This window comes from Streptomyces sp. NPDC033966 (assembly GCF_055575955.1).
Window position 1 is genome coordinate 339,635 of sequence record NZ_JBVIRQ010000008.1, and the last position, 14,685, is coordinate 354,319.

At 74.4% G+C, this 14,685-nt stretch carries 11 protein-coding genes; 5 read left to right on the forward strand and 6 right to left on the reverse strand.

The genetic code is table 11. From position 1 onward, the window contains the following. The first annotated feature begins 34 nt into the window (after positions 1-34). Entirely contained in the window at positions 35-1,159 is a 1,125-nt protein-coding gene (locus ACZ518_RS24355) for a TDT family transporter (RefSeq protein ID WP_469115100.1), read from the forward strand. On the opposite strand, the gene ACZ518_RS24360 is transcribed toward ACZ518_RS24355, so the two are convergent. From ACZ518_RS24360 to ACZ518_RS24375, 4 genes are all read right to left on the reverse strand, one after another. Then, complete coding sequence (locus ACZ518_RS24360) at positions 1,128-1,859, reverse strand: helical backbone metal receptor (protein WP_469115101.1); 732 nt, start codon at positions 1,857-1,859, stop codon at positions 1,128-1,130. The two genes, ACZ518_RS24355 and ACZ518_RS24360, sit on opposite strands and share 32 nt — an antisense overlap. A gap of 4 nt (positions 1,860-1,863) precedes the next feature. Then, entirely contained in the window at positions 1,864-2,532 is a 669-nt protein-coding gene (locus ACZ518_RS24365; RefSeq protein WP_469115102.1) for a helix-turn-helix domain-containing protein, read from the reverse strand. Between the two features lie 129 nt (positions 2,533-2,661). After that, a complete protein-coding gene (locus ACZ518_RS24370; protein ID WP_469115103.1) occupies positions 2,662-4,644 on the reverse strand; it encodes a Dyp-type peroxidase in 1,983 nt (660 codons plus the stop codon). 52 nt (positions 4,645-4,696) lie between these two features. After that, positions 4,697-6,112 carry a galactose oxidase-like domain-containing protein gene (locus tag ACZ518_RS24375; RefSeq protein ID WP_469115104.1) on the reverse strand — a complete coding sequence of 472 codons (1,416 nt, stop codon included), beginning with the start codon at positions 6,110-6,112 and terminating at the stop codon, positions 4,697-4,699. A gap of 195 nt (positions 6,113-6,307) precedes the next feature. Here ACZ518_RS24375 and ACZ518_RS24380 point away from each other — a divergent pair, with 195 nt between their 5' ends. The 4 genes from ACZ518_RS24380 to ACZ518_RS24395 all read left to right on the forward strand — a co-directional run bounded on the left by ACZ518_RS24380 (position 6,308) and on the right by ACZ518_RS24395 (position 11,084). After that, complete coding sequence (locus ACZ518_RS24380) at positions 6,308-7,213, forward strand: 5'-3' exonuclease (RefSeq protein ID WP_469115143.1); 906 nt, start codon at positions 6,308-6,310, stop codon at positions 7,211-7,213. Between the two features lie 50 nt (positions 7,214-7,263). Beyond that, a complete protein-coding gene (locus tag ACZ518_RS24385) occupies positions 7,264-8,109 on the forward strand; it encodes a siderophore-interacting protein (protein ID WP_469115105.1) in 846 nt (281 codons plus the stop codon). 446 nt (positions 8,110-8,555) lie between these two features. Then, positions 8,556-10,097, forward strand: coding sequence for a serine hydrolase (locus ACZ518_RS24390; RefSeq protein ID WP_469115106.1), 1,542 nt, complete (start codon positions 8,556-8,558; stop codon positions 10,095-10,097). An 18-nt stretch (positions 10,098-10,115) separates the two neighbouring features. Continuing rightward, a complete protein-coding gene (locus ACZ518_RS24395; protein ID WP_469115107.1) occupies positions 10,116-11,084 on the forward strand; it encodes a pseudouridine synthase in 969 nt (322 codons plus the stop codon). On the opposite strand, the gene ACZ518_RS24400 is transcribed toward ACZ518_RS24395, so the two are convergent. Both ACZ518_RS24400 and ACZ518_RS24405 read right to left on the reverse strand, forming a co-directional pair. Continuing rightward, complete coding sequence (locus ACZ518_RS24400) at positions 11,029-11,724, reverse strand: TetR/AcrR family transcriptional regulator (protein ID WP_469115108.1); 696 nt, start codon at positions 11,722-11,724, stop codon at positions 11,029-11,031. The genes ACZ518_RS24395 and ACZ518_RS24400 overlap by 56 nt on opposite strands. Positions 11,725-11,814: 90 nt before the next feature. Beyond that, positions 11,815-14,667, reverse strand: a complete 2,853-nt coding sequence (locus tag ACZ518_RS24405; protein ID WP_469115109.1) for a DEAD/DEAH box helicase — start codon at positions 14,665-14,667, stop codon at positions 11,815-11,817. Positions 14,668-14,685: the final 18 nt, after the last annotated feature.

Consider the following 14,685-nt stretch of genomic DNA (forward strand, 5'->3'; position numbering starts at 1 on the left):
GCCGTACGGCCCCGGACAACGGGACGCTGGGCCCATGGCCACCACCACCGTGCGACCCCGCACCGTCATAGAACTCGCGCCCCGGACCCACAAGGCCCCCGCGCTGCGCCACCTCGGCCCCAACTGGTACGCCTCCGTCATGGGCACGGCCATCATCGCGAACGCGGGAGCCACCCTCCCGTACCAGCTCCCGGGCCAGCGCGTGGCCTGCCAGCTCGTCTGGGCGCTGTCCGCCGTGGCCCTCGCCGTGCTGCTGACCGCCCGCGCCGGGCACTGGCTGCACCACCGCGACCAGGCCCGCGCCCACCTCCTCGACCCGGCCGTCGCCCCCTTCTACGGGTGTCTGGCGATGGCCCTGCTGGCCGTCGGCGGCGGCACCCTGATCGTCGGCAAGGACCTGATCGGGACCTCCGCCGCCGTCGCCGTGGACACCGTGCTCTTCACCGCAGGCACCGTGATCGGCCTGGGCATGGCCGTCGTCGTGCCCTACCTGATGGTGGTGCGGCACAAGGTGGAGGCCTCGCAGGCCTCCCCCGTCTGGCTGCTGCCCGTGGTCTCGCCCATGGTCTCCGCCGCCGTCGGGCCCCTGCTGGTCCCCCACCTGCCCGCCGGGCAGCCCCGCGAGGCGCTGCTGCTCGCCTGCTACGCCATGTTCGGCATCAGCCTGCTCGCCACCCTGCTGCTGCTCCCCCTGGTCTTCGGCCGGCTGCTCCTGCACGGCCCCCTGCCCCTGGCCCTGACCCCGGCCCTGTTCCTGGTGCTCGGCCCCCTCGGGCAGTCCACCACCGCCGTGAACCAGCTCGCCGACGTGGCGCCCGGCGCCATCGACGCCTCCTACGCCCACGCCCTCGGCGCCTTCGCGGTGGTCTACGGGGTGCCCGTGATGGGCTTCGCCCTGCTGTGGCTGGCCCTGGCCGCTTCGATGCTGGTCCGGGCCGCCCGGAACGGCATGGGCTTCGCGATGACCTGGTGGGCGCTGACCTTCCCCGTCGGCACCTGCGTCACCGGCGCCGCCGGACTGGCCCGCCACACCGGGCTGGACGCCTTCGCCTGGCTGGCCACCGCCCTGTTCCTCGGCCTGGTCACCGCCTGGCTGCTCGCCGCCGTCCACACCCTGCGCGGCCTGGTCACCGGCCGGCTGCTGCCGAAGACCGCCTGATCGCCGCCCCCAGAACCGCCGGGGCTTCCGCCAGCGAGGGCCCGTACCAGGTCAGGTGGCGCCCGCTGACGAGGGCGGCCCGGAGGTCCGGAAAGGCCTCCGGGCCGTCTTCGGCGGTGAAGGCGTAGGGCTCGTCCGGGAGCACCACCAGATCGCAGCCGCTCGCCGCCAGTTCGGCGAGCGGCACCTTCGGGTACCGCTCCGGGTGTCCGGCGTAGACGTTGCGCACCCCGAGGCGGGTGAGGAGGTCGCCCGCGAAGGTGTCGCGGCCCAGCACCATCCAGGGCCGCCGCCAGATCGGCACGAAGGCGGTGAACGAGCCGGCGGGCTCCACCGCCGCCCAGGCCTCCTCGGCCCGGTCCAGCCACTCGGGCCGCTCCAGCCCCAGGGCGCCGGCCAGGAGCCGGTCCAGCTCGGCGAAGGCCTGTGGCAGGTCCCGGATCTCGGTGACCAGCACCTCCAGCCCGGCGGCGCGCAGCGCGTCCAGGTCCGGGGCCCGGTTCTCCTCCTCGTTGGCGATCACCAGGTCGGGGCGCAGCTCCGCGACCGCCCGTACGTCCGGGTTCTTCGTCCCCCCGATCCGTACCGCGCCGCCCAGGTCCGCCGGGTGCGTGCACCAGTCGGTGACCCCGACGAGCCGTCCGGGCGCGGACACCGCCACCGCCTCGGTCAGGGACGGCACGAGGGAGACGACGCGCACCGGCTCAGTGCTCCGGCGAGGGCGGTTCGGAGGTGGCGTGGATGTGGTCGCCGACGGCCACGACGAGGAGCTTGGTGTCGTCACCGGCGGCCCGCCAGCGGTGGCGGACCCCGCCGGACAGGAACAGCGCGTCGCCGCACTCCAGCCGGTACGCCCGGCCCTCCGCCTCCACCTGGCAGGCGCCGGAGACCACGTACATCAGCTCGTCGTTGCGGTGCTGGTACTCGCGGCCGGCGTCCTGGTCGCCGGTGAACTCCAGCGCGTGCAGCTGGTGGTGGCCGCGCACGAGGGGGCGTACGCCCATCACCGGGGTGAGCCCGGACTCGTCCCCCGCCCGTACGAGGTCGACCGTGCGCGCGGTGTCGGAGGCGGCCAGCAGGTCGACGGCCGTGGTCTCCAGCGCGTCCGCGACCCGCTCCAGCGAACGCATGCTGGGGCGGGCGCGCTCGTTCTCTATCTGGCTCAGGAAGGGGACGGACAGGCCGCTGCGCGCCGAGACGGCGGCGAGGGTCAGGTGCAGTGCGCGGCGCCGTTTGCGCACGGCGACGCCGACCCGCAGCGGCTCCTTGGAGTCCTTCTCCTTGTCGTTGGCGTCGGTCGCGCCCGCCCGCGCGGGGGCGTACTCCCTGCCGTCCGTGGCGTCCGCGATGTTTCCGTCTTCCTTGCCGTTCATGTCGGGGCTGCCCTCCCCTGTCCTCGTCGCACATCGGTGTGCTGTAAGCACCTTACGCAGCAACCGCCCCCGGATTCGCGCGCAAGAGCCCACCGGGCCGCGACCCGGTGGATTCCCGTCGTTCCCCCGTTACCCTACGTGTCCCCCGCCCGCCTGCCACAGCACACGGTCACCGGCGAGGACCACCAGGTCACCTGCAGGGCGGACCAGCAGCCGGGCGCCGGGGTGGCCGTCGGTGCCGCTGCTCCACAGGTCCGCGCCGGCGGCGGTGCGTACGGTCAGCTCGCCGTCGGCGGAGAAGACGGCCTCGTTCCCGGTCCCCTCGGTTCCCGCGCTCCACAGGCGGGCGCCGCCGGAGGCGAGCAGGACGAGGTCCCCGTCCGCCTGGAGGACCAGGCGGACGCTGCCCGCGTCGAGGACGTCCCCGGCGCGCAGGACGGTGCCGCTGTGGACCTCGACGGAGCGGTCGAGCCTGCCTTTGGCCAGGGCACGGAGGGTGGGCAGCGAGGGGGTGAAGGCGTAGAGCGCGCCCTCGGTGCGGACGAACCGGCCGAAGCGGAGGGTGGTGGCGCGGCTGCCGCCCACCGACTCGGTCTCGAAGGTGACCGGGGAGTCCGGCCCGATCGCCGGGTCCGCGCCGACGCGGGGGTTGCGGCCGGGCGGGAAGTCGGGGTCGTTGATCCACCGCTTGGTGATGAACTCGTACTGCTGCACGAGGTCGGCCTGGTAGCCGACGAAGACCAGGCCGCGCGGGGCCTCCTGCTCGTGGGCGGGCCGGTCGAAGTCGTAGGCGGGGCCGTACGGGATGCCGCGCCGGATGATCCGCCGTCCGTCCAGGTCGGCGGCGGCCAGCGGGGGCCGGCCGGGGGCGATGACGAGGCCGTCGCGCGGGTTGCCCTTGCGGATGTGCGCGAACAGCGGGGTGTGCCGGCCGTCGGGGTCGCCCGCGTACTTCAGGGCGGCGTCCGGGTCGGTGCCGAGGGGGGCGGGCTGCTCGGCGAGCGGGCAGCCGGCGATGGGGGTGCCGCCGGGCCAGCGGCCGACGAGGCGGGCGGCGACCCAGGTCTCGGTGGCCTCCGGCGGCGCGGCCCCGGCCTTCTTCAGGTCGGCCAGCCGCTCCCGGGCCTGGGCCCACCAGCCGGGGACGTCCTGGGCGAGCCTGCGGACCACCTGGAAGGAGCCTCCGGTGGCCCAGGCGGGCAGTCCGGCGGGCCGCCGCCCGGCCTTCTCCTGTCCTACGAGGAACTCCCCGGGCGGGACCAGGCGGGTGCCGGGCTTGCCCTTCACGGTGTTCGCGTCGTCGGGGTCGGGGGCGTGGAAGCCGCGTACGCCGGGCTGGCTGATGCCGTCGGAGAAGCCGAAGTGCTCGTGCCCCTTCAGCGCCCCGGGGAGCTTGCCGGCGTTCTGCCGGAAGACGATCCGGCCCCCGGCCGGGCCGAGGGCCTTCTCGTGGCGGGCGACCACGGCGGCGAGCCGGGCGGGATCGTCCGCGGAGAGGCTGAGTACGGCGTGCACGGCGCGCTCGGGCTCCTCGGCGCCGAACAGCCAGGCGTCCGGGGCGCTGTCACCGGTGTCGCCGAGCGCCTCCGCGCGCTCGGCGGGGCCCTGCGCGAACGCCTCGGCGGTGCTGCCGGCGGGCAGGGCCGGGAAGGGCTCGCGCCCGGCGAGCAGGCGCAGCCCGGCATGGGTCAGGGACAGCCCGGTCCACTGGGCGGAGAGTCCGGCCGGGTCGCCGCCTCCCGCCTTGAGCCGGGCCGCGCTGAAGGCGGCGTTGAAACGGGCCATCTCCTCGGTGGTGGAGATCTCCGGCAGCAGCCGGCCCAGCCAGGTACGGGCCCGCGCGGCGTCGTCGAAGTGCAGGAGCAGCAGGCAGGCGTGGTCCTTGCGGGAGCCCGCGAGGATGTCGCCCTGGGTGGTGCGGTCGGCGCGCAGGGGCAGGGCGGCGGACTCGGCGGGCGCCGGGGCGGGCAGGGGCGCCGTTCCCGGGGGCGCGGCCGTGGCCGCCGTGGCCGCGCCCGCGGCGTACGGGCACACGGCGAGCGCGGCGGCGGCCGCCGCCCCGGCCCTGATGACGGTTCTGCGGGCGGGGGTGAGGGGCTGCGCGTCGTCCATCGGGTCTCCTGGGTGTGGGGCGGAGGAGGGCAGGGGTGCGGGGCGGGCCGGCTCAGCTCAGCCGGATCCAGCGCGCGACGCTGGGCACGCCCTTCGCGTCGAGGAGGAAGAGCATGTGGTGGCCGGGGGCCGCGGCCGCGGACGCCGGCGGTGCCTGGAGGGTGAGGAGTCCGCCCTCCCGCCGCTCGATGCGCAGTTCGGCCTGCCTGCGGCCCGCCCCGGCGCCGGCGGCGTGCGGGGCGCCGGCCGGGGCCAGCAGCACGGCCCGCCGCACCCGGTCCGGGGTGCCGGTGCGGACCAGGAAGCGGTCCCCGGGGGCGAGGGGCGCGGCCGGCACCTCGTCGAGCCCGGGCCGGGGTCCCTGGTGGAGGTAGGCGGGCTCGTAGATCTCGATGGTGCCGTGCATGTCGTCGTGGAGGTCGGCGTCGTGGGCGGTCTGCTGGAGTTCGTCGCCGGTGATCACGACACGGCCGTCGGGCAGGAGCAGGGCGCTGGAGTGGTGGCCGCGCGGCAGCCGCTGCACGGGGCCGAGCCGCCAGCCGCCCTTGGTGTCGCGCAGCTCCAGCTGGCGGTACCTCAGATCGGGGGCGGGGCTGAGCAGGCCGCTCGCGTAGTCGTGGATGTCGTAGGCGCCGCTCGCGGTGAGCAGGGTCCCGTCGGGCATCAGGACGGTGTTGTCGCCGGGGCGGCCGACGGCGGGCGCGTACGAGGGGCCGGCGGCCGCGACGGGGTGACCGAGTACCGGAAAGCGCTCCATCGCCGGGGCCCTGTTCCCCCACAGCGGCCCGGCCCCGCCCGGGTAGCCCGCCCGGCGGGCGGTGGCCGTCTCCTGCTCGCGGCTCCAGGTCTCGGTCCAGGGGTCGAAGACCAGGGAGAGCCCGCTCCCGGCGGGGCCGCCGAAGACGCCGAGCCGGCCGCTGGGCAGGAGGGAGTGGCCGGTGCGGAAGAAGGGGTCGGTCGGGGGCGGGGTGACCCTCGTGAACGAACCGGCCCCGGTGCCCTTCGCGGGGTCCCACAGGAAGGCGCGGCCGGCACCGGTGTGCTCGAAGGAGAACAGCAGCACCTTGCCGGTGGGCAGCAGGGCGGTGTGCGCGCCGAAGTCCGGGGAGTCGAAGTACTCCGTGAACGCGCCGTACACCGCCGGGCGGAAGCCCGCGTTCGCCCTGGCCTGGGACTCCGTCAGGGACGTGAGGCGGGCGGCCCTGGCGGTGTCGGGGCGGTCGGCCTCGTCGCGCATCGCGAGGCGGGTACGGGCGTGCGCCTCGGCGTGCTCGGGGCCCAGACCGCGCGACTCGGCCGGGGAGACCTCCCGGCGGACCCGCTCGCGCAGCTCGCCGGGGGTCAGCCGGGCCGCGGGGGGCCCGGCAGCCGGGTCGGGGGCCTGGTCGCGGGCCACGGCGGAACCGGCGGGGAGCAGGGACAGCACGGTGCTCGCGACGAGGGCGCGGGCGACTCCGCGACGGGGCATGCGGATCCCTCACAGGACGGGGAACGGGCACGGCCGGACGGGCGGAGCGCCCTGCCGCTGATCCACACCCTCCGCGAGGGTTGGCGAACGCGCGCGCCGGGCGAACTGTTTGAGTGACGATCAGGTCACCCGGGGTTACTCCGGGCGGGCCGTCGGCGGTGCGGCATCATCGTCTGCGTGACGACACGACGCCTGATGCTCCTGGACACCGCCTCCCTCTACTACCGCGCCTACTTCGGCGTGCCGGACTCCGTGAAGGCCCCCGACGGCACGCCCGTCAACGCCGTGCGCGGACTGCTCGACTTCATCGGGCGGCTGGTGCAGGACCACCGCCCGGACGATCTGGTGGCCTGCATGGACGCCGACTGGCGGCCGCACTGGCGGGTGGAGCTGATCCCGTCCTACAAGGCGCACCGGGTGGCGGAGGAGACGGAGACCGGCCCGGACGTGGAGGAGACCCCGGACACCCTGGTCCCGCAGGTGCCGATCATCGAGGCGGCGCTGGACGCGTTCGGCATCGCCCGGGTCGGGGTCGCCGGGTACGAGGCGGACGACGTGATCGGCACCCTCACCGCCCGCGCCACCGGCCCGGTGGACATCGTCACCGGCGACCGGGACCTCTACCAGCTGGTGGACGACGCCCGGCGGCGGCGCGTGCTGTACCCGCTGAAGGGCGTGGGCACCCTCCAGGTGACCGACGAGGCGTGGCTGCGCGAGAAGTACGGAGTGGACGGCCCCGGGTACGCGGACCTCGCGCTGCTGCGCGGCGACCCGAGCGACGGCCTGCCGGGCGTACCGGGCATCGGCGAGAAGACGGCGGCCAAGCTGCTGGACGCGTACGGGGACCTGGCGGGGATCATCGCGGCGGTCGGCGACCCGAAGTCGAAGCTGACGCCCACCCAGCGCAAGCGCCTGGACGAGTCCCGCCCGTACCTCGCCGTCGCCCCCAAGGTCGTCCAGGTGGCCTCGGACGTCCCGCTGCCGGCCTTCGACCCGGCCCTTCCCCAGTCCCCCGCTCGACCCGAGATGGTAGATGCGCTCGCCCATCGGTGGGGTCTGGGAGGAGCGATGTCACGCCTGAGCAGCGCGCTGCGCCCATGAGGTGCTAAGTTAGGTAATCCTAAGCTTCGTAAGGCGTAAGGGGAGACACCGTGGCAGAAGGACGCGCCCGCACCGTCGGCACCGCAGTCGTCGTACGCACCGAACGACTGACGCCGCACATGGTCCGCATCGTGCTGGGCGGCGACGGGCTTGCAGGCTTCGGCGCGGGCACGTACTCGGACCACTACGTGAAGATCCTCTTCGAACCCGAGGGCGTGCGGTACGCCGAGCCGTGGGACATGGAGGCCATCCGCGCGACGCACCACCGCGAGGCCTGGCCCCGCCAGCGCGCGTACACCGTCCGGGCCTGGGACCCGGCCCGCCTGGAACTGACGCTCGACTTCGTGGTCCACGGCGACGAGGGCCTGGCCGGCCCCTGGGCGGCCCGCGTCCAGCCCGGCGAACTCGTCCACTTCCTCGGACCCGGCGGCGGCTACTCCCCGGACCCCCTGGCGGGCTGGCACCTCCTCGTCGGCGACGAGAGCGCGCTCCCGGGTATCGCGGCGTCGATGGAGCGGATGCCGCGGGGCGCGCTGGTGCACGCCTTCATCGAGGTCGGAGGCCCGGCGGACGAGCAGGACATCCGCACCCCGGACGGCATCGCCCCGGTGTGGCTGCACCGCGGCGACCGGCCGGTGGGCGCGGCCCTGCTGGAAGCGGTCACCAGCCTCCACTTCCCCTCCTCGGACGTCCACGCCTTCGTCCACGGCGAAGCGGGCTTCGTCAAGGAGCTCCGCCGCCATCTCCGCCTGGACCGGGGTGTGTCGCGCGAGCGGATGTCCGTCTCGGGGTACTGGCGGCTGGGCGAGACGGACGAGGGCTGGCGCGCGATCAAGCGCGACTGGAACGCCACCGTCGAAGCCGAACAGGACGTCCCGGCCGCGGCCGCCGCCTAGCTGGCCGCCCTTTCTTCACGCGCCGCTGCGCCGGACTCCGTCCGTCGGGGCCGGGGCGGGTCGGTTCGCGTGGCTCGGGCCGGTGGGTCGCGTGCGCGTGGTGTGCCGCTGCGCGGGGCCGGTCCCCTACCCGCCCTTCCACCGTTCCCCGGGCTCCGCCCGGACCCCTCCCTGGGGGCTCCGCCCCCCAGACCCCCGCGCCTCAAACGCCGGCGAGGCTGATTTCAGCCTCGCCGGCGTTTGAGGCGCGGGCGCGGTAGCGCCGTGTCTGTAGCCGCGCCGGCGTTTGAGGCGAGAACGGGTGAAGGGCGGGGAGGGGCCAGGCCCCGCGCAGCGGCACACCACCCGCACCCGGCCCACCGGCCCCGCCGGACGGAGTCCGGATCGGACGGAGTCCGGATCGCGGCCGAGCGGCGCGCCGCAGGCGGCGGGCGGACAATGGCCCCATGCGTACGCTCCGCGCAGCCGGACTCGCCGGGGCCGCGGTGCTGATGGTCTCCGCGGCCGTGCCGGCGGAGCCCACTCCCCCGCCACCCCCCGCACCGCGCCTCACCGACGCCGCCGTCGCCGCCGCGATCGCCCGGCTCGACGCCACCATCGCCGCCGGCATGCGCCGCACCGGCGTGCCGGGCGTCTCCGTGGCCGTCGTCCACGACGACAAGGTGGTCTACCTCAAGGGCTTCGGTCTCCGCCGCACCGGCGACACCGCCAAGGTCGGCCCCGACACCGTCTTCCAGCTGGCCTCCGTCTCCAAGCCGGTCACCTCCACCGTCATCGCCGGGACCCTGACCTCCCCCGACGCCTGGGACAAGCCCCTCGCCGGCACCCTCCCCGGCTTCGCCCTCAAGGACCCCTGGGTCACCTCGCACGTCACCCCCGCCGACCTGCTCTCGCACCGCAGCGGCCTCCCCGACCACGCCGGGGACCTCCTGGAGGACCTCGGCTACGACCGGGCGTACATCCTCGGCCACCTCCGCGAGGAGCCGCTGACCCCCTTCCGCGCGAGCTACGCGTACACCAACTTCGGGTTCACCGCCGCCGCCGAGGCCGTCGCCCGCGACCACGGCGTCAGCTGGCAGAAGCTCAGCGAGGACACCCTCTTCAAGCCCGCCGGCATGACCCGCACCAGCACCGAGTTCTCCGCCTACGCCAAGGCCCCGGACCGGGCCTCCGGCCACGTGAAGAACCCCGACGGCACCTGGAGCCCCCGCTACGTCCGCGACGCCGACGCCCAGACCCCGGCCGGCGGGACCAGCTCCACCGCCCGCGACATGTCCCGCTGGCTGCGGCTCCAGCTGAACACCGGCACCCTCGACGGCAAGCGCGTCATCCCCGCCGACACCCTCAGCCGCACCCGCGTGCCCGAGATCGTCTCCCAGGCCCAGACCCCCCGCGGCACCCCGCAGTTCTACGGGCTCGGCTGGAACGTCAACTACGACGACGCCGGCCGGCTGCGCCTGAGCCACTCCGGCGGCTTCGAGCTCGGCGCCAACACCAACGTCACGATGGTCCCGCTGGAGCGCCTCGGCATCGTCGTCCTGACCAACGGCTCGCCCGTCGGCCTGGCGGACTCCGTCGCCCTGGACTTCTTCGACATCGCCGAGCACGGCAAGCCGACCGCCGACTGGCTGACGATCATCGCCACCGCGTACCGGCAGCTGGACGACGCCGTCCGGTCCGACACCGACTACGCCCACCCCCCGGCCGGCGCGAAGCCCGCCCGCGACGACAGCGTCTACACCGGTACGTACGAGAACCCGTACTACGGCCCCCTCACCGTCACCGCCGGCCCCTCCGGCAAGGGTCTGGTCCTCTCCCTCGGGCCGAAGCCGATGCGCTTCCCCCTGACCCACTACGACGGCGACACCTTCAGCTTCGAGACCGCCGGCGAGAACGCCGTCGGCCGCACCGGGGTGTTCTTCTCCGACGGCACGGTCCGGGTCGAGTACCTCGACCAGAACCACCTCGGCACCTTCACCCAGAAGTAGCCGCCTACCCTGGTCCCGATGACCCGCAGATCCCACATCCCGCCCGCACCCCTCCCCCAGCAGGCCGGCATCGACCCGGTCCGGATGCGCCTGCCCCCCGACCACGAGGGCCGCTGGCCGACGCTCGGCGCCTACCTGACCGAGCGGTACGCCGGCACGCGCGGCTCCGAGTCCATGGCCCGCCTCCTCGCCGACGGTCGGGTGCTGGGCGAGGGCGGGCGGGTGCTGCGGCACGAGGACCCGTACGAGCCCGGCGGGTGGCTCTGGTTCCACCGGGACATGCCGCCCGAGCCGCCCGTGCCCTTCCCGATCGGCGTGGTGCACCGCGACCGGCACCTCCTGGTGGTGGACAAGCCGCACTTCCTGGCGACCACCCCGCGCGGCAGCCACGTCACCGAGACCGCCCTGGCCCGGCTGCGCCGGGAGCTGGACCTGCCGGCCCTGAGCCCGGCCCACCGCCTGGACCGGATGACGGCCGGGCTGGTGATGTTCAGCATCCGTCCCGAGGACCGCGGTGCCTACCAGCTGCTGTTCCAGGAGCGCCGGGTGCGCAAGGAGTACGAGGCCCTCGCGCCCCACGATCCCTCGCTGGAGCTGCCCCGGCTGGTCCGCAGCCACATCGAGAAGACCCGCGGGGTGATGGCGGCGGTCGAGGTGCCCGGCGCCGAGCCGAACGCCGAGAGCCTGGTCGAGCTCGCCGAGGTCCGGGGCGGGCTGGGCCGCTACCGGCTGACCCCGCACACGGGGCGCACCCACCAGCTGCGGGTGCACATGAACTCCCTGGGCCTGCCCATCCTGGGCGATCCCGTCTACCCGGTGGTGGCCCGGGCGGCGGATCCGGCCGACTACCGGCGCCCGCTCCAGCTGCTGGCCCGGACCCTGGCCTTCACCGACCCGGTCACCGGCGTCGAACACCGGCTGGAGACCGGGCTCACCCTCCAGGCGTGGGAGGACCGGGCGGGCTGGGAGGCGGGACCGGAGGCGTGAGCCCCGCGATCCGCAGGGCGGCGTCGGCGGTGGCCTCCGCGAAGGCCGCGACCGGGCGCTCCGGATCGGAGCGGCGGACCAGCACGACGCCCTCGATCAGGCCGAAGAGCAGGTCGTTGCGCAGGGCCAGCCCGCCCCGCTCCCGGGCCAGTTCGGCTCCGGCGGGGGTGTCGGCGAGCAACGCCCGGTAGCCGTCGCGCAGTTCCCCGCGCATCCGCCGGAACCGCGCCAGCCGCGACCCCCTCAGCTCGGGCAGCAGGTAGAGGGCGCCCAGGTCGTACGGGCCCCCGCAGAGCAGCAGCACGTCAGAGCGGCACAGCTCCCACAGCCGCAGGGCGGCCGACCGGCCGGTGTCGGCCAGTAGCCGGCGGGAGAGCGCCAGCGAGGGCGCGACCGTGGATTCCAGGAGTTCGGCGAGGAGTTCCTCCTTGCCGCCGAAGTAGTGGTACATCGTGGCCTGGCGCATTCCGGCCCGTTCGGCCACCGCCCGGGTGGTGGTGGCCGCGTACCCCCGGACGGTGAACAGCTCGGCCGCCGCGCGCAGGAGTTCCTCGCGCGGCGGCCGGCCGCTGTCCGGTCTCAGCTGGTCGGCGCGCGGCCGACCGACCCGTCTCGGACCATCGCCCGTTCCCCCACTCATACGCCGATCGTCGCACAGGACATGCCTGATCGATCATGGCCAGAGGTGAGATCCGGCCGGCAGGGGCTTCGGACGAAGCCCCAAAGCCGCCTAGCCGACCGAGCTGTAGGCCACTACACCCCGCAACAGGGCGTCGACGGCCTTGCGGGCGTTGCGCGCCACCGTGCTCCCGCCCGCCGAGGAGGGCGGGGCCGTCGAGGCGGGGGCCGCCTGCGCGATCTGCCCGAGGACATCGATGACCTGCTTGCACCAGCGCACGAAGTCGCCGGCCGGCATCTCCGCCTCGCGCAGCACCTCGTCCAGGCTCTTGTCGGAGGCCCACTGGTAGGCCGCCCACGCGAAGCCGAGGTCCGGCTCGCGCTGGCCGACGCCCTCCGCCTGGTTGATGCGGTGCTCCTCCTCCAGTGCGTCGAGCCGGCCCCAGATGCGGACCATCTCGCCCAGCGCCGTCTTCGCCGCGCCGTTCGGCACCTTGGGCGGGGCCGCGTCGTCGGACTGGCGCGCCTCGAAGACCAACGCCGAGACGCAGGCGGCCAGTTCGGCGGGGTTCAGGCCCTCCCAGACGCCCTCGCGCAGGCACTCCGAGGCCAGCAGGTCCAGCTCGCCGTAGAGCCGGGCCAGGCGCTTGCCGTGCACGGTGACCTCGTCCTCGCGCAGGTAGTCCAGCTCGGTGAGCAGCGCGTGGATCCGGTCGAAGGTGCGGGCGATGGTGTTCGTCCGGCCCTCGATGCGCCGCTCCAGCTGCTGCGTGTCCCGCTTGAGCCGGTGGTAGCGCTCCGCCCAGCGGGCGTGGTCCTCGCGCTCGTCGCAGCCGTGGCAGGGGTGCGCCCGCAGTTCCGCGCGCAGCCGGGCGATCTCGCGGTCGTCGGCCGCGGCAGCGCGGCCGGGCCGGTGCCGCTGCGGGTCGATGTGACCGGCCTTGTTGCGCAGCGCCGTCGCCAGGTCCCTGCGGGACTGCGGGGAGCGCGCGTTGAAGGTCTTGGGGATCCGCATCCGGTCGATGGCCTCGACCGGGACCGGGAAGTCGATCGCGGCGAGCCGCTTGACCTGCCGCTCGGCGGTGAGCACCAGCGGGCGCGGGCCCTCGTGGTACTCGTACCCGCGGTGCCCGTTGCTCCGTCCGCCCGGTACGCCCGGGTCCAGGACCAGCGCCAGCCCGGCGAACTTGCCGGTCGGCACGTGGATGACGTCGCCCGGCTTGAGCTTCTCCAGCGAACTGGCCGCCTGCGCCCGGCGCTGGGCCGCGCCCTGCTTGGCGAGGTCGGTCTCGCGGTCCTTGAGGTCGCGGCGCAGCCGCGCGTACTCCTCGAAGTCCCCGAGGTGGCAGGTCATGCCCTCCCGGTAGCCGTCCAGGCCCTCCTCGTTGCGCTGGACCTGCCGGGAGATCCCGACGACCGAGCGGTCGGCCTGGAACTGCGCGAAGGAGGTCTCCAGCAGTTCGCGGGAGCGGTGCCGGCCGAACTGGGAGACCAGGTTGACGGCCATGTTGTACGAGGGCTTGAAGCTGGAGCGCAGCGGATAGGTGCGGGTGCCGGCGAGCCCGGCGAGCTGCACCGGGTCCATGCCGCGCTGCCACAGCACCACCGCGTGGCCCTCGACGTCGATGCCGCGCCGCCCGGCCCGGCCGGTCAGCTGCGTGTACTCGCCGGGGGTGATGTCGGCGTGCTGCTCGCCGTTCCACTTGACGAGCTTCTCCAGGATGACCGTGCGCGCGGGCATGTTGATGCCCAGCGCGAGGGTCTCGGTGGCGAAGACGGCCTTGACGAGGCCGCGTACGAACAACTCCTCGACGACCTCCTTGAAGGTGGGCAGCATGCCCGCGTGGTGCGCGGCGATGCCCCGCTCCAGGCCTTCGAGCCACTCGTAGTAGCCCAGGACGTGCAGGTCCTCGGCGGGGATGGAGGCGGTCCGCTCCTCGACGATCTCACGGACCTGCAGGCGCGCGGTGTCGTCGTTGAGCCGCAGGCCCGCGTACAGGCACTGCTGGACGGCGGCCTCGCAGCCGGCCCGGCTGAAGATGAAGTTGATCGCGGGCAGCAGGTTGTCGTTGTCGAGGCGGGCGATCACCTCGGGGCGGCCCGGGGTCCAGATCCGGCTGCGGGAGCGGCGCTCGCGCTCGCGGTCGGCCTCGCGGACCATCTTGCCGCGCCGCCGGTCCTTGGGGCTGTAGCCGCGGCTGTTCTCCTCGCGGGCCATGCGCAGCAGGTCGGGGTTGACCTCGCGGCGGGCGGAGCCGCGGCCTCCGTGGTCGGACTCCTCCTCGAAGAGGTCGTAGATCCGCCGGCCGGCCATCACGTGCTGCCACAGCGGTACGGGGCGCTCCTCGGAGACGATGACCTCGGTGTCGCCGCGGACGGTGTCGAGCCAGTCGCCGAACTCCTCGGCGTTGGAGACGGTCGCGGACAGCGAGACGAGGGTCACCGACTCGGGGAGGTGGATGATCACTTCCTCCCACACGGCGCCGCGGAACCGGTCGGAGAGGTAGTGCACCTCGTCCATCACCACGTATCCGAGGCCGCTGAGCGCCTGGGAGCCCGCGTAGAGCATGTTGCGGAGCACCTCGGTGGTCATCACGACCACGGGGGCGTCGCCGTTGACGCTGTTGTCGCCGGTCAGCAGGCCCACCTTGGCGGCGCCGTAGCGCTTGACGAGGTCGGCGTACTTCTGGTTGGACAGGGCCTTGATGGGCGTCGTGTAGAAGCACTTGCGGCCCTGCTGGAGGGCGAGGTGCACGGCGAACTCGCCCACGATGGTCTTGCCCGAGCCGGTCGGGGCGGCCACCAGGACGCCCTTGCCGGCCTCCAGTGCCTTACAGGCCTCGATCTGGTACGGGTCCAGGTCGAATTCGTACATCTCGCGGAAGGGGGCCAGGGCGGAGGCCTCTTCGGCGGCGCGGATCCGGGCAGCGGCGTACCGCTCGGCGGGTGAGAGTTCTTCGGTCATCTTGTCTTCGAGACTACC

Coding starts and splice junctions, on each gene's coding strand:
- ACZ518_RS24355 (WP_469115100.1), top strand. CDS start 35: ATGGCCACCACCACCGTGCGACCCCGCACCGTCATAGAACTCGCGCCC.
- ACZ518_RS24365 (WP_469115102.1), bottom strand. CDS start 2,532: ATGAACGGCAAGGAAGACGGAAACATCGCGGACGCCACGGACGGCAGG.
- ACZ518_RS24370 (WP_469115103.1), bottom strand. CDS start 4,644: ATGGACGACGCGCAGCCCCTCACCCCCGCCCGCAGAACCGTCATCAGG.
- ACZ518_RS24375 (WP_469115104.1), bottom strand. CDS start 6,112: ATGCCCCGTCGCGGAGTCGCCCGCGCCCTCGTCGCGAGCACCGTGCTG.
- ACZ518_RS24380 (WP_469115143.1), top strand. CDS start 6,308: ATGCTCCTGGACACCGCCTCCCTCTACTACCGCGCCTACTTCGGCGTG.
- ACZ518_RS24390 (WP_469115106.1), top strand. CDS start 8,556: ATGCGTACGCTCCGCGCAGCCGGACTCGCCGGGGCCGCGGTGCTGATG.
- ACZ518_RS24395 (WP_469115107.1), top strand. CDS start 10,116: ATGACCCGCAGATCCCACATCCCGCCCGCACCCCTCCCCCAGCAGGCC.
- ACZ518_RS24400 (WP_469115108.1), bottom strand. CDS start 11,724: ATGAGTGGGGGAACGGGCGATGGTCCGAGACGGGTCGGTCGGCCGCGC.
- ACZ518_RS24405 (WP_469115109.1), bottom strand. CDS start 14,667: ATGACCGAAGAACTCTCACCCGCCGAGCGGTACGCCGCTGCCCGGATC.